The sequence below is a fragment of the Algoriphagus algorifonticola genome, from assembly GCF_007655305.1.
Taxonomy (GTDB): Bacteria; Bacteroidota; Bacteroidia; order Cytophagales; family Cyclobacteriaceae; genus Algoriphagus; species Algoriphagus algorifonticola.
This window is the reverse complement of the sequence record NZ_VLOG01000039.1, coordinates 138,657-163,611: the sequence shown is the minus strand read 5'-3', so window position 1 is coordinate 163,611 and position 24,955 is coordinate 138,657. Positions and strand designations below refer to the sequence as shown.

The 24,955-nt window shown below is 39.6% G+C and carries 22 protein-coding genes; 13 read left to right on the top strand and 9 right to left on the bottom strand.

Translation table 11 applies throughout. From position 1 onward, the window contains the following. Position 1 precedes the first annotated feature (1 nt). Complete coding sequence (locus tag FL972_RS09065; RefSeq protein WP_144604955.1) at positions 2-319, top strand: antibiotic biosynthesis monooxygenase family protein; 318 nt, start codon at positions 2-4, stop codon at positions 317-319. On the opposite strand, the gene FL972_RS09060 is transcribed toward FL972_RS09065, so the two are convergent. Beyond that, on the bottom strand, positions 316-819 hold the full coding sequence (locus FL972_RS09060; RefSeq protein ID WP_144604953.1) for a hypothetical protein: 504 nt from the start codon (positions 817-819) through the stop codon (positions 316-318). The two genes, FL972_RS09065 and FL972_RS09060, sit on opposite strands and share 4 nt — an antisense overlap. Before the next feature lie 6 nt (positions 820-825). Next, on the bottom strand, positions 826-1,389 hold the full coding sequence (locus FL972_RS09055) for a hypothetical protein (protein WP_144604951.1): 564 nt from the start codon (positions 1,387-1,389) through the stop codon (positions 826-828). Positions 1,390-1,633: 244 nt separating this feature from the next. Here FL972_RS09055 and FL972_RS09050 point away from each other — a divergent pair, with 244 nt between their 5' ends. Together FL972_RS09050 and FL972_RS09045 are read left to right on the top strand one after the other, a co-directional pair. Next, a complete protein-coding gene (locus tag FL972_RS09050) occupies positions 1,634-2,233 on the top strand; it encodes a hypothetical protein (RefSeq protein WP_144604949.1) in 600 nt (199 codons plus the stop codon). Positions 2,234-2,237: 4 nt separating this feature from the next. Then, a complete protein-coding gene (locus FL972_RS09045) occupies positions 2,238-3,299 on the top strand; it encodes an alpha/beta hydrolase (RefSeq protein ID WP_144604947.1) in 1,062 nt (353 codons plus the stop codon). A gap of 2 nt (positions 3,300-3,301) precedes the next feature. Here the strand turns inward: FL972_RS09045 and FL972_RS09040 are convergent, their stop codons facing one another. The 5 genes from FL972_RS09040 to FL972_RS09020 all read right to left on the bottom strand — a co-directional run bounded on the left by FL972_RS09040 (position 3,302) and on the right by FL972_RS09020 (position 10,682). Continuing rightward, positions 3,302-5,215, bottom strand: a complete 1,914-nt coding sequence (locus FL972_RS09040; protein WP_144604945.1) for a sialate O-acetylesterase — start codon at positions 5,213-5,215, stop codon at positions 3,302-3,304. Between the two features lie 38 nt (positions 5,216-5,253). After that, on the bottom strand, positions 5,254-6,567 hold the full coding sequence (gene xylA, locus FL972_RS09035) for a xylose isomerase (protein ID WP_091654100.1): 1,314 nt from the start codon (positions 6,565-6,567) through the stop codon (positions 5,254-5,256). A gap of 30 nt (positions 6,568-6,597) precedes the next feature. Then, on the bottom strand, positions 6,598-8,100 hold the full coding sequence (locus FL972_RS09030; RefSeq protein WP_144604943.1) for a xylulokinase: 1,503 nt from the start codon (positions 8,098-8,100) through the stop codon (positions 6,598-6,600). Positions 8,101-8,103: 3 nt separating this feature from the next. Beyond that, positions 8,104-9,747, bottom strand: a complete 1,644-nt coding sequence (locus FL972_RS09025) for a sodium/sugar symporter (RefSeq protein ID WP_091654103.1) — start codon at positions 9,745-9,747, stop codon at positions 8,104-8,106. A gap of 125 nt (positions 9,748-9,872) precedes the next feature. Then, positions 9,873-10,682 (bottom strand): aminotransferase class IV, encoded by an 810-nt coding sequence (locus tag FL972_RS09020; protein ID WP_144604942.1) that lies wholly within the window; start codon positions 10,680-10,682, stop codon positions 9,873-9,875. 164 nt (positions 10,683-10,846) lie between these two features. Between FL972_RS09020 and sdaAB the strand changes: the two genes are divergently transcribed. The 10 genes from sdaAB to FL972_RS08970 all read left to right on the top strand — a co-directional run bounded on the left by sdaAB (position 10,847) and on the right by FL972_RS08970 (position 22,076). Then, entirely contained in the window at positions 10,847-11,524 is a 678-nt protein-coding gene (sdaAB, locus tag FL972_RS09015; RefSeq protein WP_144604940.1) for an L-serine ammonia-lyase, iron-sulfur-dependent subunit beta, read from the top strand. Positions 11,525-11,532: 8 nt separating this feature from the next. Next, a complete protein-coding gene (locus FL972_RS09010) occupies positions 11,533-12,876 on the top strand; it encodes a TolC family protein (RefSeq protein ID WP_144604938.1) in 1,344 nt (447 codons plus the stop codon). Between the two features lie 3 nt (positions 12,877-12,879). After that, positions 12,880-14,190, top strand: a complete 1,311-nt coding sequence (locus FL972_RS09005) for an efflux RND transporter periplasmic adaptor subunit (RefSeq protein ID WP_144604936.1) — start codon at positions 12,880-12,882, stop codon at positions 14,188-14,190. A 141-nt stretch (positions 14,191-14,331) separates the two neighbouring features. Further along, positions 14,332-15,813 (top strand): acyl-CoA synthetase, encoded by a 1,482-nt coding sequence (locus FL972_RS09000; RefSeq protein ID WP_144604935.1) that lies wholly within the window; start codon positions 14,332-14,334, stop codon positions 15,811-15,813. 1 nt (position 15,814) lies between these two features. Beyond that, positions 15,815-16,189 carry a malonate transporter subunit MadL gene (madL, locus tag FL972_RS08995; RefSeq protein WP_144604932.1) on the top strand — a complete coding sequence of 125 codons (375 nt, stop codon included), beginning with the start codon at positions 15,815-15,817 and terminating at the stop codon, positions 16,187-16,189. Beyond that, positions 16,173-16,937, top strand: coding sequence for a malonate transporter subunit MadM (gene madM / locus FL972_RS08990; protein ID WP_144604931.1), 765 nt, complete (start codon positions 16,173-16,175; stop codon positions 16,935-16,937). The genes madL and madM overlap by 17 nt, the downstream gene beginning before the upstream one ends. Before the next feature lie 29 nt (positions 16,938-16,966). Then, complete coding sequence (locus tag FL972_RS08985) at positions 16,967-17,527, top strand: helix-turn-helix domain-containing protein (RefSeq protein ID WP_144604929.1); 561 nt, start codon at positions 16,967-16,969, stop codon at positions 17,525-17,527. Positions 17,528-17,614: 87 nt separating this feature from the next. Further along, entirely contained in the window at positions 17,615-19,840 is a 2,226-nt protein-coding gene (locus FL972_RS08980) for a heavy metal translocating P-type ATPase (RefSeq protein ID WP_144604927.1), read from the top strand. A gap of 138 nt (positions 19,841-19,978) precedes the next feature. Further along, on the top strand, positions 19,979-20,671 hold the full coding sequence (locus FL972_RS08975) for an SIMPL domain-containing protein (protein WP_144604925.1): 693 nt from the start codon (positions 19,979-19,981) through the stop codon (positions 20,669-20,671). Positions 20,672-20,771: 100 nt separating this feature from the next. Further along, positions 20,772-22,076 carry a polysaccharide deacetylase family protein gene (locus FL972_RS08970; protein ID WP_144604923.1) on the top strand — a complete coding sequence of 435 codons (1,305 nt, stop codon included), beginning with the start codon at positions 20,772-20,774 and terminating at the stop codon, positions 22,074-22,076. Here FL972_RS08970 and FL972_RS08965 read toward each other — a convergent pair whose 3' ends face one another. Both FL972_RS08965 and FL972_RS08960 read right to left on the bottom strand, forming a co-directional pair. Continuing rightward, entirely contained in the window at positions 22,077-22,658 is a 582-nt protein-coding gene (locus FL972_RS08965; protein WP_245756402.1) for a Pycsar system effector family protein, read from the bottom strand. 66 nt (positions 22,659-22,724) lie between these two features. Further along, positions 22,725-24,917: a B12-binding domain-containing radical SAM protein gene (locus FL972_RS08960; protein WP_250161327.1), complete on the bottom strand. Its 2,193-nt coding sequence runs from the start codon at positions 24,915-24,917 to the stop codon at positions 22,725-22,727. Positions 24,918-24,955 lie beyond the last annotated feature (38 nt).

Genomic DNA, 24,955 nt, shown 5'->3' with positions numbered 1-24,955 from the left:
GATGCTAGCTCAGACTCCAACTCCCCCCTATTATGCAGTGATTTTTTCTTCGATTTTAAGCGATGAAACAGCAGGCTATGCAGAAATGTCAGAATTGATGGTAAACTTAGCTAGTCAGCAAGCAGGATATCTTGGGCACGAAAGCGCAAGAAATGAAGTAGGAATCACAGTAAGTTATTGGAAGGACTTGGAATCCATCAAAATCTGGAAGCAGAATCTAGATCACCTAGAGGCCCAAACTTTAGGCAAACTCAAATGGTATCAATGCTATAAAACAAGAATTTGTAGGGTTGAGAGAGATTATGGTTTTGAAATTTAGAAAGCATAACCAAAACTGAAACCAGCATAAAAGGGCCAGAAAAACCCTGATCCAAACATTGGCGTGACAGAGGCCCTGAACAAAAATCCTCCATCTTGAGGTTCACTTCTATAGCCTAGAATCAAATTCCCCACAAATCCATCTCCCGTCGTTCTGCTATCTCCTGAGAAAAAGGTATTTGATCTATCGGCTCCCGCCAAGTAAGTTCCACCTAAACCCATTTCAAAGTATTTTCCATTCTTCCCAAGCAGGTAATTTAATCCTAAGGGAAAAGTTGCCACAGAGGTGCCATCTACTCCAATGTAGGAAAGACCCGCTTTGAAGCCCAATCCATCAAATCGCTTTTCAAACCTTTGATCGTAATTGATAGAATAGGTAAGGCCACTACCAAAAAGCTCAAAATAAACTCCTCTGCCTTGCTCTCTCTCTGTTTGTTGGGCGTAGGAAGCAGAATGTCCAATCAGAGAAAGAAATAAAAATACTAATACAAATTTTTTCATAATCTTTTAAAATGAATAACCAATTCCTATTCCTGCAAAGAGTGGCCAAAAACCATTGTTGTTAAATATTGGGTTGATATTGACCTTCCAAGTAAAACCTCCATCCACAGGGACTTTTCTATAACCAAAATTCATCGTTCCCATTACACTAGGAGAACCGTCCACTTCTAAAATAAAGCTGTAATAATTAGAAGAGGTTTGTCTGCATATATATTCTCCGTTTTGATTGAAAAAACCATCGATACAATAAGAATTGTCATAGGTATCAAAGGCAAAAAAAGTGGCACCGAATCCTAACTCAAAATAATGAGGACCCTTTCCATAAAGCCTATTGACCATCAATGGTATGGAGAAAAAAGAATCGTTATCAGAAGTTTTATAACCTCCCATCCCAACTCTCATTCCCCAGGAATCCATTCTTTCTTTATCAAATCGAAAATCATAATTGAAGCTATATGGAAGTCCCGGCCCACCGATTTCGACATATACAGAACGGGAAGGTACAGGTTCCTGTGCGCTGACAAAATTGAATACTAGGAGGAACAGGAAAAATAATAGGGCTCTTTTCATGATTGTACTTTTTTGCTTATACGGCAATATTAGTAAATCGATACATCAAAATTTCCAGAAATTTAATTTCTATCACTTAACCAAAAAGGATTTTTAATTCCGGCCCGATTCTGAGTATATTTAATTCATATTTTACAAAACTCATTTTCAGATATTTAAGTATATATAATGAATGCTTCAATCTAGGATTCTGACATTCAAATAAAAATGATTTATTTTCTTTAAAAGCATCTTATCACTTGCTATGAAAACACTATTTACCTCAAAATCTATCAATAGCACTTTGATTCTGTGTTTTGGATACTTAGCTTTTTTGGTGGGGTCTTCCTGTGTTCAAGAGCAATTACCTGATTTATACGAATCTTGTCCACCACCGCGGGCAGCTAATGCAATAGATCTCAAAGTGCTGTACCTACCCTACATAAATAATACCTACTCCAAATCAACAGATACCGTTAATTCAAAAGACTTCCAAGTGGTACTAGAATTAGAACCTGAATTATTATCCGAGAACTCTACAGGTAGTTCTCAGCTTGGAAGAGCCTTTGCCTTAAGTTGCTTGCCGATCTATGATTTTAGAAATATCTCCAACATCGCTATCACCCTGACAGAGTCCTATGGCGAACTTCAGGCTGGTTCTGATATTTCTTATCTATTTGAAAATTTTGAAGGTATTCGATTGTCGGAGATCAGAGATTTTAAAAAATTCGACAGGTTGATTGGGCTTAGTTATAAGGGTAACATCTCCAATAACTCACAACTGAAAACACGGACTTTTTTATTTCTGAAAAATGGTAACCAAATCGTCGTAAATTCGAGCTCTCCAATTTTGAAACTGAACTAGAGATATGCTTCGTAAAATATTCCTTGGGCTTTTTGCCACTGCAATGCTTATTGCCATAGTCTATATGCTGGGCCCAAAAGTGGAAGAGCAGGAATTACAAATCCAATTCCCTGAGGTTCCTACTCGCGTCAATGAGCTTTCTGAATATATTCAACAAAGAGAGGATACTGTAAAAGGATTGAAAGCTGGAAATGAGGCATACATCATTTGGGCTGACAGCGCCAATAAAAGAAAAACACCCTACTCTATCGTATATATTCACGGGTTTGGAGCCAGTCCTATGGAAGGTGATCCTGTGCATAGATTTTTAGCAGACCATTTTGGGGCCAACCTTTTTGTAACCCGATTACCTGAGCATGGTATCAAACGAGAGAACGGTATGGAGTACATAAGTGCTCAAAAACTGGCTGATGCTGCAGGTGAAGCTTATCAAATCGGAAAAAGCTTGGGAGATGAAGTAATTGTAATTGGCACTTCCATGGGAGGAGCATTGACGCTACTCCTAGCTAGTCAGCAAGAAGATATTAAAGCCATCATGCTTTACTCCCCAGCTGTAAGGGATAATGGCGGTAGGCTAGAGCCTCTTTTTAAGCCTTGGTCAAAGTTTCTAATGGAAAAAACCATGATGGAAAACAGTGTTATTCATCAGGAAAGAAAAGGTGATAAAGCTGCTTTTTGGTCTGAAGATTACCATATCCACGCTTATGAAAGTTTAGCTGTATTATTATACAGCATGATGAATGAAAGCACGTTCAAAAAGATAAATCAGCCTTTATTTTTAGGCTATTATTATAAAAGTGCAGAAGAGCAGGATTTTGTGGTGTCTGTTCCCAAAATGCTCGAGATGTATCAACAGGTATCCACTCCAGAGTCCCTAAAGAGAGAAGTAGCATTCCCTCAGGCAGGAGACCATGTAATAGCCAGCTCCATTACCTCCAAAGATTGGGAAGGAGTCCTTTTTGAAAGCATTGATTTTTTGGAAAACGTGGTTAAAATACCTTCACGTCCAGAATATGCGGAATTAGTCAATCAAATGCAGCAAGTTCAAGAAGTGAAAGAAAAATAGGGTTACTCCTCTTTCTTAGCCATTATTTTCTGGAATGGGATCGCAGGAAGTCCTTCTGAGTTGATTAAGTTGACTTCAGGGTTATCAGCCCATGCATAACGTAGTTCCATAGGTTCTATTCCACTTTCCAATGGAATTTTCACTTGATTTTTCCCCTCAATTTGTCCCTTAACCTGATGCCACTTGCCATTTTGGTCTTTGATGATAAAGCCTAATACATCTCCATCTTTCACTAGAGTCAGGCCTTCACCGGTGGACTCATAGGTCAAAGTTAAATGCGCTCCATCTTTGGCAATGGATTTAATCTCAGGCCCCGAAGCCACCACTTGTTCATTGAAAACAATCCTTTTTGCTTGTAGCCAAAGCCTTTCCCCGACATCTTTTTTATTTCGGGGGTGAATATCATCTTCTTCTCCGATATCAATTGTTACAGCCATTCCGGTTTTCGGAAGTTCTAAAGTTTTTCGCTGAGCTTCCCGCAATGCTGCCCAGTTGCTTTCTGGTTGCATTTCCTTTCTTTCCATGAAATTCGCTAACTGAACAAAGAGAAACGGCAACTCCTTAGAATTCCAGGCTGTTCTCCAACTTGAAATCAAAGTAGAAAACAGAGCTTGGTATTCTCCCGCTCTACCTGCATTACTTTCACCCTGATACCAAATAATCCCTCTTAAAGTATAATTCACCAAGGGGTGAATCATAGCATTGTACATCGCTCCCGGCTTCCAGTTATACCACTTTACCTCTGGAAGTTTAGGTTCGACCAAATCATTGGAATATGCCCAAGTTCCTTCTAGATTTATTTTTCTACCATCCTGAAGGAGATACATCATACCTTTTTCTCCAATTCTCGGTTGATTGTTCCAAGTATTGATGACTCTAATTGTGATCACGTTTTTTCCGGTAAATAAAAGATCGTCCGGAACTTTAACATCTGGCATTACTGAGCCCCAGTCTTTATGATGAACCAGTTTGCCGTTGACATAAATGAAAGCCATTTGATCAATTGCAGGTAAAATAAGCTCCAGGTCAGAAACCTTAGTCAGATTGAATGATTTTCTCAACCATGCGATATCTGAAAGAGGATTATCTGCTGGAAGGTTAATTCTCTTCCAGCTTAAATCGTTGTATGAAACAGATGACACATCCTTTGCCGATATTGAGTCTGGATGATGAACCATCATATCCCTCATTTCTCTCCGATTTTCATTTGCCTGAAATTCCCTCTCCCATTTCTCCTGATTTTCTTGCATATCCAATGCTTCCTCTGAATAGGACATATTTTGCATTTCAGCCAAAATCTCTGCCTTAGTCCATCCTTCTGCAGGAGTTCCTCCCCAATTGGACTCTATAATTCCAACCGGAACACCCATTTCCAGATGATTTTTTTTCGCAAAAAACCAGGCTATGGCTGAAAAATCCATCAAATTAGAACTATCTGCCTTCCTCCATTCAGCAGGTGGAATTGTTGATCTCTGAATAGCTGCATATGATTTTTCAACTTTAAAAAAACGAATCAAAGGAATTCCTCCTGATTCATATTCCTCTTTGCCACCAATCACCCCAGACTTTAAAGGCCACTCCATATTGGACTGTCCTCCGGCAAGCCAAACATCCCCGAAATACACATCTTTGACTTGTTGCTGATTTACCTGCATGATGTGTGGACCTCCAGCTACATTGGCAGGTATACTCACTTTCCAGGTACTATCAGGCAATACTTTTCCACTGGAAATTGACCCCGCAATACTTACTCGTACTTTTTCTCCTGGGATTCCTTTTCCCCAAATGGTAACCGGTTTGTCTCTTTGCAAAACCATTCCATCACTTAGAACAGAGGGAAGCGTTACTACAGATTCAAATTTATCTGTACAGGAAAACAGAAAGGTAATAAGAAGTAGTGCAAGTATATTTCTCATAGTCTGGTCATAAAAAAAGAGGCGATTGCCTCTTTAATTTAAATAAAACGATTCAATAAATTCTCATAGTATTCCTGCTTACCACTGATTTGGGTTGGCTCTCCTACTTGAGCAGCATAGTTTCGTAAATCTTCTAGGCCTAATTTACCTTGCTCAAAATCTTTCCCTTTGCCTGAATCAAAGCTGGAATATCTCTGAGCCCTTCTTTCTAGGTAATCTGATTTTTCCAGGATGTCCTGTGCAATCATCATGCTTCTAGCGAAAGCATCCATACTTCCAATATGTGCAAGGAATAAATCATCCATATCCGTCGAGTTCCTACGAATTTTAGCATCAAAATTTACTCCTCCGCCTTGCAGACCACCTGAAGTCAACAATACCAACATGGCCTCAGTCAATTCCTGCAGATTCAAGGCAAATTGATCAGTATCCCAACCGTTTTGATAATCTCCTCGATTGGCGTCTATACTTCCGAGCATACCAGCATCAGCTGCTACTTGCAATTCATGTTGAAAAGTATGTCCAGCCAAGGTAGCATGGTTAACTTCGATGTTTAACTTGAAATCTTTATCCAAACCAAAATGCCTCAGGAAGCCGATAACAGTTGCTGAATCGTAATCATATTGATGCTTAGTTGGCTCCATCGGCTTGGGCTCTATAAAGAAGGTCCCTTTGAAACCATTTTTTCTTGCATAATCTCTAGCCATGCCAAGGAATTGGGCTAAGTGCTCAGTTTCCCTTTTCATATCAGTATTCAACAGAGACATATATCCTTCTCTTCCTCCCCAGAAAACATAATTTTCACCGCCTAACTTAATGGTAGCGTCAATCGCATTTTTCACTTGGGTTCCTGCCCATGCCACTACATCAAAATTTGGGTTAGTCGAGGCTCCATTCATGTAGCGAGGATTGCTAAATACATTAGCCGTACCCCAAAGTAATTTTACCCCTGTTTCTTTTTGCTTTTGAAGTGCATAGTCAGAAATGATCTCCATGCGTTTTTCATATTCTGCCAAAGAGTTTCCTTCATCAATCAGATCGATATCATGAAAACAATAATAAGGAGCTCCGATTTTGGTAATAAATTCAAAGGCAGCATCCATTTTATCTTTTGCTCTTTGGATAGGATCTGGATTCGCATCCCAAGGATGGCTGATTGTTCCAGGACCAAAAGGATCTCCACCTGTTCCGCAGAAGGAATGCCAATAAGCTATAGCAAATTTGAAATGCTCCTTCATCGTTTTTCCACCAATCATTCGATTAGGATCATAATAACGGAAGGCCAATGGGTTGTCGCTTTCTTTTCCTTCGTAGGAAATTTTGTCAATCCCTTTAAAATAGGTTTTCGTCATAATAGGTTTATTTAGGTTTGTCTTCAGTAATTATAAGGCCATTTTTTGGATTCCCTCCAGGCACTTATGCCAACGGGAATAAACTTCCTCATATGGTTCTATGAAATTCTCATTAGGCTCGAAAGTCTCAAGCAGTTGCAGTCCTTGAAAAGCTTCGGTTTCAGATCCATAAACACCAGCTCCGATTCCAGCTCCTCTAGCAGCTCCCTGAGCCCCATCGGTATCATACAGCTCCAAGCTGACCTGATTCATGTGGATAAACGCTTGCCTAAATACAGGGCTTAAGAACATGTTTGCTTTACCAGCTTTGACTGTCTTAAGGTTCAATCCCATATCTTTCATAATTCTAAACCCGAAAGTCAAAGCTGAAACTATGCCCTCTTGGGCTGCTCTCATTAAGTGCCTTTTATCGTGTTTCAGTAAATCAAGACCAAGCAGATGTGCTCCCAGCTGCTGATTCTGTAGAATTCTTTCAGCTCCATTTCCGAAAGGGATAAAAGTCAATCCACCAGCCCCAATTCCTGCAGAATAGGCATATTGATTCATCTCTTCATAATCTATTTTGGAAGCTCCCATAGCCTTTTTGACCCAGCTATTTAAAATACCAGTTCCATTGACACATAAAAGAACGCCGTATGAAGGCTTTTTTTCTGTATGATTCACATGGACGAAAGTATTTACTCTTGACTTTGGGTCATATAAAGGTGTATCGCATACCCCGTATACGGTACCGGAAGTCCCTGCTGTAGTAGCCAACTCACCGGGCTTTAGAACCTGCAATGAAAATGCATTATTAGGTTGGTCACCCGCACGGTAAGAAACAGGAACACCTTCTTCAATTCCTGTGAGTTGGGAAGCCTTGGAATTCACCCTTCCTTGCAATGAATAAGAAGGAACTACCTCTGGAATCCAAGACTCAGCAATTTGATAGTTTTTAAGTACCTGTTTACTTATTCCATTTTTCTTGAAATCCCAGAAAATCCCTTCAGAGAGACCCGTTTCAGAAGTTAGAATTTCCCCAGTCAATTTCATGGCGATAAAATCACCAGGCAGCATCATTTTGTGAATTTTTGCTGCCAACTCGGGTTGGTTTTCTATTACCCAGCGCAACTTGGATGCAGTAAAATTACCCGGAGAATTAAGCAAATGAGAAAGGCAATATTCCTCCCCTATTGTTTGAAAAGCTTTTTCTCCAATTGAAACAGCTCGGCTATCACACCAGATAATGGAGGATCGTAGGACATTCTGGTCTTTATCAACCAAAACCAATCCATGCATTTGATAGGCAATTCCAATTCCATGAAGCTCACCTTTTTTGACTTGAGCCTCCTTAATTACAAAGTTGCTAGCCTGCACCACATATTTCCACCACATTTCAGGATCTTGTTCTGCCCATCCTGATTCAGGTGAATCAATGGGCATTTCCTGGCTCGGGAAGGCCTTTGATATTAAAGATTTCCCTGTATCGGCATCCAAAAGAGAGGCTTTGACAGAAGAACTGCCTAAATCAAGTCCTAATAATAATTTTCTCATCTCTTACCAGAATACTATGTAAAGAGCGGCAATGATTCCAGAAATGATGAATGCCCCAATCTTGAAGCCTGGGCTAGTTTTGAACAATGCCTTATTGATTTCAATGCTGTTTGGATGATCTTTTCCTTTTCCTTCTACCAAACTGATAATAATCATCAAGGCGGCAAGTATCAAGAATACCACACCCATTCTATCGATGAACGGTAAAGCAGGGAACACTACTTTCAAAACTATGGATAATGGAATACTTAATCCTGCGCCCACCAAGGCTGCATTGGAAGTGGTTTTTTTCCAGAAAACTCCGAAGAAGAAAATAGCGAAAACTCCAGGACTGATAAATCCGGTATATTCCTGAATGAACTGGAATGCCTGATCCAGTTGACCCAATGCTGGTGCTACCAATGCAGCAATAAAGAATGCTACACCTGCCGTAATCCTTCCTACAGAAACCTGCTTGGACTCAGATGCATTTTGACCAAAGTACTTCTTGTAGATATCCATGGTGAAAATAGTAGAGGTACTATTAGCCATAGATGCCAAAGATGATACAATGGCAGCAGTCAAAGCAGCAAAGGCCAAGCCCTTTAGACCAACTGGGAGTAATTGTAATAAAGTAGGGTAAGCTCTATCTGATTTGATCAAGCCAGTACCCGGATCTTTCATGGATTCTATGAATGTCGCATCCAGACCATTATTGACAATAACCAAGGCTGCAATTCCAGGGATAACCACGATCAATGGCATCAACAATTTCAAGAAACCTGCGAAAATCATCCCCTTTTGAGCTTCATCCAAACTTTTTGCGGCCAATGCTCTTTGGGTAATGTATTGGTTAAATCCCCAGTAACTTAAATTGGTAATCCACATACCTCCAACCAAGACTGAAATTCCCGGAAGATCAAGATAAGCATCTCTTGTTCCGCCCTGACCATCAGGAATCATCATTTCCCCTTTCGATAAAATCATAGAAAAATGTCCAGGAACCTCTTTTCTTAATAAGCCAATGCCTTCCCAAGCATCTCCTCCGCCTACCATTTGAAGCGCGATATAGGTGGTAGCTAAGCCACCCACAATTAAGAATACCACTTGTACTACATCTGTCCAAGCAACTGCTTTTAATCCTCCGTAAATGGAGTAAATCATCGCAAACAAAGCCAGACCTATAATTCCGTAAACCAAAGGAACATTCAGAATGGTATTTAAGCTTAGTGCGCCTAGATATAAAACTGAGGTAAGATTGACAAAAACATACAATAAAAGCCAGAAAATGGCCATGGTAGTACGCACTCTGGTATCATATCTATCCAGCAAGAATCCTGGCATGGTGTAAATACCTTTCTTGATATAAACTGGCAAAAAGAATATCGCTACCACTAAGAGAGTCGCTGCTGCCATCCACTCATAAGTAGAAATAGCAAGACCAAGGGCAAAGCCTGATCCAGACATCCCTATAAATTGTTCCGCGGAAATATTGGAAGCAATCAAAGAAGCTCCAACTGCCCACCAAGGGAGTGCTTTAGAAGCAAGAAAGTAATCAGAGGAGTTTTTTACGTGACCTTTTTTTTCTTGAGAAACAAAAAGCCCCATTCCGATAATCAATAGACAGTATCCTATAAATACCGCCAGGTCTAAGGGTTCTAAGAGCATAATTTAAATAGGTTGGGTTTTATGGTTAATTCTTTAATACAAAAAGGTGTTTGGTTTGATTAAAGCGATAAATATAAGATTTTAGAAGAAAGGTCTTCATTTTATTCTTTCATTTTAAGCAAGAATCATAAAATGTTTTCCAGAAAATCAGGAAGATTTGGATCAAATTTTTGATTTTCAATTTGATGGATCATACTGATACCCGTGACATTGCTGACCCAAACCAAATCAGCATTCAATAAGTCAGTCTGTCCAAACTCTCCCTCATTTACTTCAAATCCCATTTGAGCTAATTTTTCAATTAAAACTTTCCTTCCCACACCATCAATACAACCCGTCGATAGAGATGGCGTGAAGATCCTCCCATCCTTCATCCAAAAAATATTGGATGTACTACCTTCAGAAATATTTCCAGTATTATCCATTAAAATCAATTCATCCAGTCCCTTTTTTACCTTTTCTTGATTGGCAAGGACATAGGGAAGCGCTGAAATTGTTTTAAGTGAGGAAAAAGCATTTCCGACCAGAAATATACTTTCAGAAAAACCGGCAATTTCTTTCAACTTCGGTGCTGGATGAAAAGGCTGAAAGTGAAGTACCTGAGACACTAAATTACTCTCAGGGCTATATTTTCCCAATCCCTCTCGATAAACAGTCCACCTTATTCTAAGCGGTTTTCCACTTCCGTAAAAATCCGCTAAATGTGTCATTTCTGTTGCCGGAACTTTAAAATCTTCAAATCCTAGTAAAGTCAAGCCGGATGAAAGCCTTTGGCAATGGTAATCCCAAAACCTGATTTGCTCTCCATCATAGACCATTGTTTCAAAAAGACCATCTCCAAAATACATGGCCCGATTGGGAATCCTTCCCATGGGATCGGATAGCCATGTCTCAGAATCAGATGATTTATAAAGAACTGTTTCAAAATCGCTCATAGCTTTGTACGTAATCGGACATTATTCCAAACTGTCTATTTAGAATGGAGTTAAATATTAAGAATTGAGAAATAATATGCCTCTAAAATGGCCATTAATTGGCAATTTTAGGCGATAGTTACAAATAGATTTGACTTTAGCACCAAAATTGGATATTTCGGGCAATGGCTGGAAAAAGTAGCATTTTTGATATGATAGGACCTGTAATGATTGGCCCATCTTCATCGCACACGGCAGGAGTTGTAAGGATAGCAAGAGCTGCTATTAGAGTTCTTGGCTCCAAGCCAGATCAAGCGCAAGTTGTGTTTTATAATTCATTTGCCAGAACCTATGAAGGCCATGGCAGTGATAGAGCGATCATTGGTGGGTTAATGGACTTTAAAACCGATGATGAGAGAATAAAGGATGCCTTAAAAATTGCAGAGAAAACAGATTTTAAATACCAGTTTAAATCGATCGGTAATTCATCTGTACATCATCCCAATACAATAAAACTCCTTTTAACTAAAGGAGATAAGAAAATAGAAGTAGTTGGGGAAAGTTTAGGCGGAGGGGTGATTAACATTGCAGAGGTAGATGGTTTTGTTGCCAATTTCTCTGCTCAGATGCATACATTAATCATCAAAGCGCAGGATGTTTCAGGTGCTATCGCTTTCATCTCTTCAGTTATAGCTCAGGAAAAAGCCAATATTGCAACAATGTCGGTGTCTAGAAAAGGTAAAAACGACTTGGCCTGCCACGTAATTGAAATGGATTCCGGAATTAACTCTATTACTATAGAATACCTTAAATCACTTCCCTGGATAAAAGAATTAATTTATATACCAGATATTGACCTTTAACTCACCACATGAAAAAGTTTATACTTAGTATTATTGGGGTTATGGGTTGTTATTTTTCTGCAATGAGCCAAGATGTTTCCGGAGCCTATGACCTGGAAACAGCTGTTCAAATTGCTTTAGAGAACAACCTCTCCCTCAAAAGATCAGAACTGAACCAACTTAGCAATGAAGCCACACTTCTTCAAAATAAAGGAAGCAGATACCCTTCATTCCAGACAGGCGCTAGCTCAGGATATAGATGGGGTAGATCCATCAACCCGGTTACTAACCTCTTTGAAACCCAAAGGATCGGTAACATCAACTTATTCGCCAACTCCAATGTCAGTATTTTTGCTGGAGGAAGAATCAACAGCTCAATCAATCAGGCACAAGCTGACATCGAGGCGGGTTTGTACAATATTGAAGCAACCAAAAATGATATCACCCTAAATGTGATCAATTTGTTTGTCAATGTTGTCTTCAACCGAGAGCAAGTGAATATTGCTGAAAATCAATTGAAAACAACTAAGGATCAGCTGGCAAGAACCACTCGTTTGGTGGAGGCTGGTTCTCTTCCCCTTTCAGATCAATTGGATTTACAAGCTCAAAATGCTACTAATGAACTGGAAGTAATCAATGCAAAAAATTCGCTTAGGATAGCAAAGTTAAATCTGGCCCAAGCGATGCAAATTCCTTTCACGGATGAATTCGAGGTAATTGAACCTAAATTCGAAATCAACGAATCTCTAATGGCAACTGAAAATCCTTCTCAGATTTATGAAAGTGCCTTAGCAATTATGCCAGAATTAAAAGCAGCTGAGAAAAATATTGAAAGTGCAGAATATGGAGTAAAAGCAGCAAGAGGAGCTTTTTTACCAACCTTAGGTATTGGAGCCAATGTTTTCTCTAACTATGTGGACAGAGGAATCCCTGGGAGAGAACCCGATGCATTCACCACTCAGATAGAAAACAACCTTTCTCAGTCTGTGAATTTGCAATTGAACATTCCCATCTTTTCTCAATTAAGCAATAAAGCATCTCTTCAGCGAGCAAGAGTACAGAGGCAACTTGCTGAAGTAACTGAAATAGAAGTTAAAAATCAATTGAGACAGGATATTGAATCAGCATACACTTCAGCTTTGGCTGCTCAGCAATCCTACTCTGCTTCTGTGACTAGAGTGAAAAGCTTGGAGGAATCATTTAGAATAGCACAGCAAAGATTTGATCTAGGCGCTATAAATTCAGTTGATTTTCAAGTGGCTCAAGCCAATTACTTCAATGCTCAGGCCGATTTATTGAACGCTAAATACACCTATATTTTCAGAGTAAAAGTCCTTGATTTCTATCTAGGAAACCCTATCAACCTTAACTAAGCCATGGCTAATAAAAAATCAAATAAACTCCTTTACTACCTACTTGGAATAGTAGGTGTTATCATCGTTTTTGCAATCATCGGCCGTGCGGCAGGATGGATTGGTGGGGAAAAAGTCACCAATGTAGAAGTAGCTTCAGTTGGAAAAAATTCCATCATTGAGAAGGTAAGTGCCTCCGGAGAAATCCAGCCGGAAATTGAAGTAAACCTTAGCCCGGATGTTGCCGGTGAAATTATAGAACTTAATGTCGCTGAAGGTGATTCTGTAGAAATCGGTAAACTTCTAGTGAAAATCAGACCTGATAATTTTGTTTCAGCACTAGATAGAAGCCGTGCAAACTTGAACCAGCAATTAGCCAATTTGGCACAGGCTAAAGCAAGTCTTCAGAGAGCAGAAGCACAGTATACCAGAAGTGAACTGGAATACAACAGACAAAAGAAACTCTATGAGCAAAAGGCTATCTCAGACTCCGAATTTGAGCAGGCTCAGGCGAATTACATCACAGCACAAAAAGACTTAGAAGCAGCAAAGCAAAGCGTAGTGGCTGCAGAATTTGTTGTGAAAAGTTCTCAAGCTACTGTAAACGAAGCGGCTGAAAATTTACGATTAACCAACGTTTATTCCCCGGTTAGCGGAATTGTATCCAATCTTTTGGTAGAAAAAGGTGAGCGTGTTGTTGGAACACAGCAAATGGCGGGTACTGAAATGCTAACCATAGCTGACCTTTCCAGAATGGAAGTAAGGGTAGATGTAAATGAGAATGATATTGTTCGATTGAGCAAGGGTGATACGACCATTATTGAAGTAGATGCCTATTCATTCTCAGGAAAAAAATTCAAAGGAATAGTAACTAGCATTGCAAACACAGCGAATACCAAACCTTCAGCAGATGCAGTTACGGAATTCGAAGTGAAAATCAGAATTCTCAATAGTTCTTATGCTGATTTGGTTGCAGCTGGAAACAAATATCCGTTTAGACCAGGGATGACAGCCGCTGTGGAGATCATCACCAATCAAAAAGAAAACGTGTTGTCCCTTCCACTTTCTGCAGTTACCACAAGAGAAGATCAATTGGATACTTTGGCGGACGGTTCTACCAAAATGCGTGAATTGGTATTTGTGATGCAAGATGGAGAGGCGAAAATGAAGACAATCAAGACTGGTATTTCTGATTTCCAAAACATTGAGGTATTGGAAGGTTTACAGGAAGGAGATCAAGTCATTTCAGGTCCATATTTCGTGGTGAGCAAAGAACTGAAGGACGGTGATAAAGTAAGCAAGCAAGAAGGTCCGAAACCTGCTGTTAAAAAATAACATCAGTACTTATTAATTGAAGCTCCGGTATTAATCGGAGCTTTTTTTATGCCTGATTTTTCCAATGGCGGAAGTTTAGGGTGTTCAAAGTTTCTTTCATCAGTAAAGTACTTCCTATATTGGAAAAAAGAATTTTCTCAAATGCTCACCCTATTCCAAAACGCTGAGAGATTTAGCAGCAACATCGCCATCATTGACGCTAAAGGCTCTTATAATTACCAAGAGTTATTGACAGAGGCCCAAAATTTAGCCGGCATCCTACTTCAGGGACAATCTGATTTGAATCAGACTCGCGTGGCATTCATGGTTTCTCCTGGGTTTGATTATGTCAAAACCCAATGGGCTATATGGATGGCTGGTGGTATTGCTGTTCCGCTTTGCATCAGCTACCCTCTTCCCTCCTTGCAGTATGTAATGGATGATACAGAAGCAGAAATTTTGCTTTTTGGAAATGAATATCAGGAAATCTTAACTCCGATTGTAGAAAAAGGAAACATTCGAAGTTTAAATATTGAGTCTTTAACCGAAAATAAATCCCATAGCACAAATCTCCCTGAAATCTCCTTGACACGAGGTGCTATGATCCTGTACACTTCCGGCACCACCAGTCTTCCTAAAGGCGTGCTAACTACTCATGCTAATATTGAAGCACAAATTTCAACATTGGTAAAGGCTTGGCATTGGAGTCAAAACGATTATACTCTGGGGATTTTACCACTTCACCATGTACATGGAATCATCAATGTTTTAGCTTGCTGCATGTGGTCAGGTGCCTGTATTCAGTTTGTTCATCCATTTTCAGTAGAAGAGGTCTTGAAAGCATTTATCCAAACAAGAATCAATGTTTTCATGGCTGTACCTACAGTGTATTTCAAACTCATTCAAGCAATTGAATCATTATCAGAATCGGATCAAAAAGAATTGAAGGAGAAAATGAAGGGTTTCCGTCTGATGGTTTCAGGATCAGCCGCTCTACCTGTCTCAGTAATGGAAAAATGGAAAAGCTTATCTGGGCATTATTTGCTTGAACGTTACGGAATGACTGAAATCGGAATGGCCTTAAGTAATCCTTACCAGGGAGAAAGAAGAGCCGGTCATGTTGGCTTCCCACTACCAGAGGTTCAAATAAGGATTGTGGATGAAAACAATAATGAGATAGAACTCGGGGACTCGGGAGAAATACAGGTAAAAAGCCCCTGCGTTTTTAAAGAATACTGGAGGAAACCAGAAGCAACAAATAAAGCCTTTACCTCAGACGGTTGGTTCAAGACCGGAGATATTGCTACCATCGAAGATGGATATTATAAATTACTAGGGAGAGATTCCGTGGATATCATCAAATCCGGTGGATATAAAATATCAGCTCTCGAAATAGAGGAAGTGCTTCGTAAACATCCTGTGATCAAAGATTGTGGAGTAATAGGTATTCCGGATGAAGAATGGGGAGAGTTGGTAGCCGCTGGAATTGTTTGCTCGGAGTCAATTCAAAAAGAAGAACTAATATTCTGGCTGAAAGAACGACTACCCGCTTATAAAATCCCAAGAAACTACATACAGCTCAAAGATTTACCGAGAAATGCCATGGGTAAAGTGACCAAAAACGAACTTAAAAAACTCTTCTGATATGATTTATGGATTAGCCTTACTCGCGTTTTCATTTTTGATGGGCCAGTGGGCAGGAGAAATATTAGGTTCTATTTTGGGTATAGATGCAAATGTAGGGGGAGTTGGCTTTGCCATGATTATTTTATTGCTCTGCAAAGAACGGTTAACGAAAAGAAATCTTCTGGATTCAGAAATGACCTTTGGTATTAATTTCTGGGGAAAGCTTTATATACCTGTGGTAATTGCCATGGCAGCTAGCCTCAACGTGAGATCAGCCTTATCATCAGGAATATTGGCCATTTTAGCTGGAGTGATCCCAGTGATTCTAGCCTTTTTTGCATTCAAGCTTTTGATTGAAAACTTCAAGCCTAGAACCGATGCAGGAACTATTTAAAGTAATCGATCAAAATGGGCTGATTCTAGCATTTTTACTGATTGGGCTCCTTTATTTTGTTTCGGATTGGTTAAGTCGAGCAATTTTCAAGCGTAGAATTCCTGGCTCTGCAATCGCAATTTTTGCAGGATTGGGCTTAGGATATTTGGGAGGTTTGATTACAAATGGAAACAAGGGTCTTGCTGACCTAGAGCTTTTTAAAGGAGTTGGTTTTCTGGGAGGCTCAATGTTTAGAGACTTTACCATCGTTGCTACAGCCATGGGTGCCAGTTTCTTTCTAATCAAAAAGAGCGGCTGGATTGGCCTTGCATCTCTTATCACCGGTACATTGGTATTTTTTATTGCAGGAGTACTCATTGCCTGGACCTTTGGATACCGAGATGCTGTCAGTTTATGTACAATAGGTGCCGGGGCATGTACCTATATTGTTGGACCAGTCACGGGAGGAGCCTTGGGAGCTAGTTCCGAAGTAATTGCCCTGAGCATTGCAACGGGAGTTGTAAAAACTATCGCTGTCACCGTTTTGACTCCCATTTTTGCCAAAAGAATCGGGCTTGATAACCCTACCGCGGCTATAGCTTATGGAGGAGTAATGGGGACTTCAAGTGGAGTGACAGCAGGTCTAGCAGCAACAGATCCTAAACTTGTTCCTTATGGAGCAGTTTCAGCTACCTTCTATACAGGCTTAGGTTGTTTACTTTGCCCTTCTCTTTTCTACCTCATTCTGGAATTATTAACAGCTTCCTGATTGTTAAAGGATCAAGAATTCTAGATAAAATGGAATTAAGAATTAAAAACATGGTTTGCCACAGATGCATTGAGGCAGTTAAAAGTCTGTTGCAAGAGCATAATATCCCATTCAGTAGCATTCAGTTAGGAACTGTCACTTTAGATTCAGAAATCTCAACTTCGTCAAAAAATCAGCTAGCTGGTGATTTGTCAGGATTAGGCTTTGAATTATTGGAGGAACCCAAATCCATCCTAATTTCTAAAATCAAAGCTATAATCATCAAAGAAATTCATCAGGCAGAGAGAGAAAGAAAAGTAAATTTCTCTCAATTAATTTCCAGCGGATTACAACATGATTACAGTTATCTAAGTAGGCTTTTCTCCTCAGTAGAAGGAATTACCATAGAAAAATATATTTCAAAACAGAAAATTGAAAAAGTGAAAGAACTTCTTTCCTATGAAGAATTGAATCTCTCCGAAATCGCCTATCAGCTGGATTATAGTAGTTCCTCATACCTTTCTTCCCAATTTAAAAAGGAGACAGGAATGACGCCCAGTGAATTTAAAAATTCCAGAAAAAACTCGAGGATTTCTTTGGATAGCATTTAACTAGAAAAGGCAACTAGGTCAAAATTTTGATAAAAACTGCCAAAATTCTATAAGCTGTTTTTTTAACTATTATCTGACATTTGAAGCATGAAAAATACGGTAATACATCAATCAACCTTCCCAGTTACGGGCATGACCTGTGCGGGATGTGCTTCCAGTGTTGAAACTATCCTTTCACATACTGAAGGTGTACAATCAGCTTCTGTAAATTTTGCCACAAACACGGTCCAAGTAAAGTATTCAGGTGAAGTTAGTCCTCAGGGATTGCATGAAGCGCTTTTAGCAGTCGGTTATGGATTAATTTTGGATTCTGAAAATCTCCAGAAATCCGTAGACGAGGAACAGGATAAAAAATATCAGAAGGCCAGAAGACAAACCATAGGATCCGCTTTCCTGAGTATTCCTGTCTTCATTTTGGGTATGTTTTTTATGTCCTGGGAACCCGGAAAATGGATTAGCATGGCTCTTTCTGTTCCAGTTCTATTTTACTTTGGCCAGACATTTTTTATCAATGCCTACAAGCAGGCCAGACATCGCAAGGCTAATATGGATACGCTTGTCGCATTAAGTACCGGTATAGCTTTCCTTTTTTCATTTTTCAATACTATTTATCCTCAATTCTGGACTTCAAGAGGCCTGGAAGCCCATGTTTACTATGAGGCAGCAGTGGTGATTATCACCTTTATTTCGTTTGGAAAAATGCTAGAGGAGAAAGCCAAATCGAGTACATCTTCAGCTTTGAAAAAACTTATGGGTCTCCAACCCAAAACAGTTCACCTTGTTAAAGATGGAAACGAGGTAGAACTAGGCATAGAAGAGGTGCAGGAAGGTGATGTTTTATTGGTTAAACCTGGCGAAAAAGTACCTGTAGATGGCCAATTATCATCTGGTGAATCCTACATTGACGAAAGCATGATCAGTGGAGAACCCATTCCGGTTTCCAAGAAAACTGGCGATAGAATCTTTGCAGGAACCATCAATCAAAAAGGAAGCTTCCAGTTTATCGCTGAAAAAGTAGGCTCTGACACTCTCTTAGCCCAAATCATCAAAAGGGTGCAGGAAGCTCAGGGAAGTAAAGCACCTATTCAAAAGCTGGTAGATAAAATTGCAGGAGTGTTTGTCCCAACAGTCATTGCGATCTCCATGCTAACATTTACCATATGGATGCTAGTTGGAGATGATGAAGCCTTTACCCATGCTTTATTAACTTCTATTGCTGTTCTGGTCATAGCTTGTCCATGTGCTTTAGGATTGGCCACCCCTACAGCCATCATGGTTGGGATGGGTAAAGGAGCAGAGAACAATATTCTCATCCGAGATGCAGAAAGTCTTGAAATTGGCCATCGGGTTAACACCTTGGTTTTGGATAAAACAGGGACCATCACAGTAGGAAAACCTAGCGTTACCGATATCAAATGGCTTCGTACTGAGGATGTCACAGAGGAAAATTTATCATTGCTCTTTGCTATTGAATCTCAATCTGAGCACCCACTTGCGGGGTCTATTGTCAACTATTTAAAAACCCAAGAAATTCAGGGTACTAAAATCGCTCAGTTTGAAAGTATTACTGGGCTCGGAATCAAAGCTATTCATAATGGAGAAACCTATTATGTCGGAAACCAGCGCTTGATAGAAAACAGGAATATTGTTTTGGATGGCGATTTGAAATCAGAAGCTAATTCTTGGAAAGATCAAGCTCAAACTGTGGTTTATTTTGCGAATTCCAATCAAGTTTTGGCCATTATTGGAATAAAAGATCAAATCAAAACCAGTTCAAAGTCCGCAATCCATCAACTCCAAAAATCAGGGATAGAAGTTCACATGCTAACAGGCGACAACCTACAAACAGCCGAAGCAGTTGGGAAGGAACTTTCTATCACAAATATCCGCGCGGAAGTACTTCCATCTGATAAATCTGAATATGTTAAAAATCTTCAGGCTCAGGGAAAGGTGGTTGCGATGGTTGGTGATGGTATCAACGACTCGGAAGCTCTTGCCCAGGCGGATATCAGCATTGCTATGGGTCATGGTTCTGATATTGCTATGGATGTAGCCAAAATGACATTGATTACATCAGATTTGGAAAAAATCCCTCAGGCCTTTAAACTTTCGCATCTGACTGTAAAGGGAATTAGACAAAACTTATTTTGGGCTTTTATTTATAATCTCATTGGAATACCTATCGCCGCAGGATTACTTTATCCCATCAATGGTTTTTTATTAGACCCAATGATTGCTGGAGCGGCGATGGCCTTCAGTTCCGTATCAGTAGTATTAAATAGTCTTAGACTTAAAAGAATTCAACTAAATTGAAATATGATTAAATCAGGGCTTTCTTAAAATTTGTCAAAACGCTTCTTTTAAATGAGCAATTCCTGTAGCATATGAATTTTGGACCGCGTTTTGGAAGTAATTATTGTAATAAGCCATTTTTACTTAAATGAAGAAATAATGAAAAAGATAGCATTGACCTTACTTGCCGCCATTTTTGGCTTTCAAGTATTCGCCCAACAAATTCAGCAAGTTCCTTTGATTGAGGTTGAAGGATTTGCAGAAAGACTTATTTCCCCTGACGAGGCAGTTTTTAATATTATGCTTGAAGAAAAAGGCATGAAAGTCAGTGATGCCACCAAAATCCTCAATAACAAAACTCAACGCTTGGCAGATCTTCTCAAAAAAGCCAAGATTAAGGACTACAAATTAATAGCAGACAATTACTCTGTAGACATTAATAGAATTTACCGAAGTGGGGTTTCCAGAGACAGTGGTTATGTTGCCAGACAGACACTCAGGATTGTCACCGGAAGTAAAAATGAAGACCTGCAAAAAATAGCAGAGGCTATCCAAGAATCAGGAGATATGAGTTTTAATTTAAGCTTTCAGGTATCAGAAACTGCTCAAAAATCACTGGAGAATTCCTTATTGACCGATGCTTTGAGAAATGCACAGTCCAGGGCTCTCCTAATTGCAGAAACTTTGGGGATAAGAAATATTTCTGTTTACCATGTGACTGTGGACTCTCCTCCTAGCCCAGGTCCTATGTTTAGAATCATGGCAGATCAAGCCAGCGAGCAATCCCAAATAAAACTGGCTCCGGATAGTCAGAAGATTAATCGGAGAGTTTATGTCAAATACACTTATTAAATCTAAGCCGCCACAAGCGGCTTTTTCTTTTTGATCAGCGGTTGGACCTTTGATATCATTTTGAGGATATTAGACTTCGAAACATCACCCCTATCAAACCATGCGCTACGGAATATTCTTTCTATTTGCCTTTGGCCTATTTGCTTGTCAAAACAACATCACTGTAACAACAGAGATCACAAAATGGCCTGATGATAAATCAGGAGCAATTTCAGTCACTTACGATGATGGGATTATCAATCAATTTACCATCGCCAAACCTATCATGGATAGTTTGGGGCTTCCTGGGACATTTTACATCATTACAGGAAAAGTAGATGGATCAGGTAAAGGAAAATTCTTAGGAAGAGACCCCAAAGAAATAATTACAGAAACCGCCAATACCCCCACTGATTCAACTAATATCTTTGAGCGAGCCTCTCTAATTGCATTCACAGGCACCTCTGAGGCGGAGGATTATCATGCTAGAGTTGGTTCTCTATTCGAGCAAGGAAAAGTAAAAGAAGCATATCTTCTACTGGATGAAGGCTACCAAAAAATACGGGAAGGCAAAATGAAAAACACCAATGACGTGGTATTTCATAACAATGTGGAAGATACTACTACTTGGGACCAGTATAAATCTTATGCCGCACAGGGACATGAGATAGCCTCACACACTGTTACTCACCCCAGGTTAGCAGTTCTTGACGAAATAAACATGCTGTATGAGTTGGAGCAAAGTAAAGCTGATCTCCTCAAATTTATAGGAGAAGAATCAATCTTTAGTGCGGAGGGGCCTTATGGAACGGAGAATGAACGCGTAATGGAATATGCTCATAAGATTTATCCTTCTTTGAGAAATAGAATGCCTGAAGATTGGTTGGAGGAAATTAACCGAGGAAGCAAAATGACTCCGGGCGAATCAAATAAAGAATATGTGCAATGGCAAAGAGGCCCTTTAAGCAGAATCGGAATTGGTGAAATGAAATCTTGGGTAGACACAGTCATGAAGCACGATGATACTTGGTTGGTTTTAGTTTTTCATGGTGTAGAAAACCTAGGTTGGGAGCCTAAAACAAGAAATGAACTGGTGGAATATTTTTCCTACATGAAAGCAAATGAAAACCAATTATGGATCGCCACCTTCCGGGATGTTACCAAGTTTTTGAGAGCAAGAATGAATAGTGAAATCAGTACTAGTATTGAATCGGACAAAAAGATTCAAATTTCACTAAAATCTGAACTAGACCCCGCTATCTACAGTATTCCACTTACACTGAAGACCTATCTTCCTTCTAACTGGAAAAATGTTGAGTTAGGAAATAGCGGAGAGAAAATAGAGATTAAAGAGGATGAAAAAGGAAAGTACATCAGCTACAACTTGCAGCTAGGTAATTCTATCGAATTCAACAGGGTAGATTAATCAAAATATCTGTAGCAATAAGGCAATTACTCCGATCACTAATCCTAAAATAAATGCCTGATAAGCATGTCTCAACAATTTGTATTTATGATTGAGCACCATGCTTTGGTAGTATAAGGAAGTGGACATTTGATCCTGAATTTCGTCCTTGGATTTCAAAGTTTCATTGAGCTCTCTCAAGTATTCATCTTTGGTAAATTCTGAGACGGAGCCAAAGAAAATGACTGATCGCTTTTCAACAGATTGGTTTGATTTGCCAACTATCTTTGGTTTTGCTGCCTGAACAGCCAAGATAGTAGATGTCAATGAAGTAAGAATAAAAACTACCAAAGGGATTAACATCACCAAATTGGACATGTCTATTTGATTGGAAACTGATCCGTATCCAACCAGGGCTACCATAGATGAAATCACTAATGCATTGATACTGATGATAATATTTGCCTTGTTATCAGCTATTTTCAAAAGTTGAGAATTGTTATTAAAAGTAACTCTATAAAAGGTCTGCCTCTCACGAGATGTTTTCTCAGTTTTTACATTTTGGTAAATCTCTTCTTCCATGTTGGCTAAATATTGAGTCAATTTAACAATTTTTCTCGGCAGAAAACCAAATTAAATTCTCCGAAACTATCAACCTATAATTAGATATCAAAAGATCAAAAGCCCATTTTCCCTTAATATTTGCCAAACTTCAGATTCGGCCAATTCGGAAAAATCTCCCAATTTTTCTTCATAATCCTCCTTGATAGATTTCAGCCTTTGAAGCTGATTTTGATAGCCGACATTCTCCAAAAAAGAGTAAACCCATTCCGCAAACTCCTCAGGTAACTCCAAGGCAAAATCCTCTTTCTTACCTGAAAAAATGAGTTCAGCAAAACCTTCCTCTTCTGAAGGCACTAATTCAGGCTGCTCACCTATCCAAATTATTCTTTGCTGATCTTTCAAAAGAAACTGCTCTTCCTGAAGCTCTTTTTCTATATATCTCTTGGGAATACTGCTTGAAGGTACTTGATGATCAAACCACTGATGAAGCGGAACGTCAAATCCTATTCCATGCATGTAATTGAAGAGTGATTTCCTCAATCCCTCTCCAAAAAGATCATGATCTGCTCCCGTTGGGTCCTCATGCTGCAACTCATTATTAGCAAAGCGACCCAGTCCTGAAACAGCATTTTTCACTTTAAATAAATCTGGTGCCAAGCCAACTGGACTGTGAGCAGTCATGGCGAATCGGTGCCAAAAACCTGACTGCAATACCCCACTTTCAAACAGCTGTCGAACCATTTCCAGAGAATCAATGGTTTCCTGGGCAGTTTGAGTAGGAAATCCATACATCAAATAAGCATGAACCATAATCCCTGAATGGGTAAAGTGATTGCAAACTCTTGCCACTTGCCCAACTGTCACGCCTTTTTTTATAAGCTCTAATAGCCTATCCGAAGCAACTTCCAACCCGCCTGATACTGCTATGCATCCTGACGCCCGTAAGAGCTTGCAAAGATCAGCGGTAAAACTGCTTTCAAAGCGGATATTGGTCCACCAAACTACCGATAGGCCTCTTCGTAAAATTTCAATAGCGAGATCCCTCATCAAAGCTGGAGGTGCAGCTTCATCTACAAAATGAAATCCATTCTGACCAGTCTGAGCAATGATTTCCTCTATCCTATCACAAAGAATGGAGGCATTGATGGGTTCGTAGCGTTGGATATAATCCAAAGAAATATCACAAAACGTGCATTTACCCCAATAGCAACCATGCGCCAAAGTCAACTTATTCCACCTTCCGTCCGACCAAAGCCTATGCATGGGATTAGCCACTTCGATCACTGAGAGATATTCTCTCAAGTGCAAGTCACTGTAATCTGGAGTTCCGGTTTCTCGCTGGGGAATATCTTTTACAGCAGAATTATTTATAAATCTCACTGCACCACTCTGCCGAATAAATGTTCTTTTTAATTCATCAACTGGTCTTTTGCCATCCAGATATTCCAATAACAACTTGACAGGAGCCTCTCCATCATCCAAAGTGATAAAGTCAATATAATCAAATACCCTTGGGTCTTTCAAGGATCTTAGCTCTGTATTGGGGTATCCCCCTCCCATCCATACTTTGATATCAGGATAAGCCTTTTTTATAAACTGACCGCATTTTAAAGCTCCATATAAATTCCCCGGAAAAGGAACAGAAAAGGCAATTGATTTTGGATTGACATCTTTGATTTTGGCGTCTAAAATTTGACACATCCACTCATCCAAAAGTCCACTGGGTTGCTTGAGTGCCTCGTCCATTTCGTCAAATTCTCTCGCACTCAAGCCTAATCTTTCTGCATATCTACTAAATCCAAAATTCGAGTCTATCGCCTCAGTAATCAGGTCTCCTATATCTTCCAAGTATAAGGTGGAAAGGTATCTGGCTTTATCCCGAATCCCTAAGGTTCCAAAAGCCCACTCCATATCATCCATTTGCTCAAAGCGGGAAGCCTCAGGAAGAAAATCACCCTCTACGACGGTGTATGCCAAAGTCGGGTTTTTATCCTGAAGAAATGCAATAACAGAATCAATGGTTTGCAAATACTTCTTCTTAAGCCTCAGGATTCTAGCAGAATTTTCAGACAGTTCAATCTGGCTTTGTTCAATTTGATGAAAAATCTGTCCTAAGCCCTCCACTGAAAAAATTTTCCAGATCAATTCAATACCTAAATCCATCTGCTTGGATTCATATCCCAAGGTTTTTAAATATCCTTTGAGGTAAGCCGTAGCGGGATAGGGAGTATTCAGCTGGGTAAAAGGAGGAGTTATAAATAAAACTTGAGTCACTCTTTTTTTTATAGTTGCTGTCACAAAGATCTACTGATTTTTCGGGAAAAGATCAATTGGAA

Coding starts and splice junctions, on each gene's coding strand:
- FL972_RS09065 (WP_144604955.1), top strand. CDS start 2: ATGCTAGCTCAGACTCCAACTCCCCCCTATTATGCAGTGATTTTTTCT.
- FL972_RS09060 (WP_144604953.1), bottom strand. CDS start 819: ATGAAAAAATTTGTATTAGTATTTTTATTTCTTTCTCTGATTGGACAT.
- FL972_RS09055 (WP_144604951.1), bottom strand. CDS start 1,389: ATGAAAAGAGCCCTATTATTTTTCCTGTTCCTCCTAGTATTCAATTTT.
- FL972_RS09050 (WP_144604949.1), top strand. CDS start 1,634: ATGAAAACACTATTTACCTCAAAATCTATCAATAGCACTTTGATTCTG.
- FL972_RS09045 (WP_144604947.1), top strand. CDS start 2,238: ATGCTTCGTAAAATATTCCTTGGGCTTTTTGCCACTGCAATGCTTATT.
- FL972_RS09040 (WP_144604945.1), bottom strand. CDS start 5,215: ATGAGAAATATACTTGCACTACTTCTTATTACCTTTCTGTTTTCCTGT.
- xylA (WP_091654100.1), bottom strand. CDS start 6,567: ATGACGAAAACCTATTTTAAAGGGATTGACAAAATTTCCTACGAAGGA.
- FL972_RS09030 (WP_144604943.1), bottom strand. CDS start 8,100: ATGAGAAAATTATTATTAGGACTTGATTTAGGCAGTTCTTCTGTCAAA.
- FL972_RS09025 (WP_091654103.1), bottom strand. CDS start 9,747: ATGCTCTTAGAACCCTTAGACCTGGCGGTATTTATAGGATACTGTCTA.
- FL972_RS09020 (WP_144604942.1), bottom strand. CDS start 10,682: ATGAGCGATTTTGAAACAGTTCTTTATAAATCATCTGATTCTGAGACA.
- sdaAB (WP_144604940.1), top strand. CDS start 10,847: ATGGCTGGAAAAAGTAGCATTTTTGATATGATAGGACCTGTAATGATT.
- FL972_RS09010 (WP_144604938.1), top strand. CDS start 11,533: ATGAAAAAGTTTATACTTAGTATTATTGGGGTTATGGGTTGTTATTTT.
- FL972_RS09005 (WP_144604936.1), top strand. CDS start 12,880: ATGGCTAATAAAAAATCAAATAAACTCCTTTACTACCTACTTGGAATA.
- FL972_RS09000 (WP_144604935.1), top strand. CDS start 14,332: ATGCTCACCCTATTCCAAAACGCTGAGAGATTTAGCAGCAACATCGCC.
- madL (WP_144604932.1), top strand. CDS start 15,815: ATGATTTATGGATTAGCCTTACTCGCGTTTTCATTTTTGATGGGCCAG.
- madM (WP_144604931.1), top strand. CDS start 16,173: ATGCAGGAACTATTTAAAGTAATCGATCAAAATGGGCTGATTCTAGCA.
- FL972_RS08985 (WP_144604929.1), top strand. CDS start 16,967: ATGGAATTAAGAATTAAAAACATGGTTTGCCACAGATGCATTGAGGCA.
- FL972_RS08980 (WP_144604927.1), top strand. CDS start 17,615: ATGAAAAATACGGTAATACATCAATCAACCTTCCCAGTTACGGGCATG.
- FL972_RS08975 (WP_144604925.1), top strand. CDS start 19,979: ATGAAAAAGATAGCATTGACCTTACTTGCCGCCATTTTTGGCTTTCAA.
- FL972_RS08970 (WP_144604923.1), top strand. CDS start 20,772: ATGCGCTACGGAATATTCTTTCTATTTGCCTTTGGCCTATTTGCTTGT.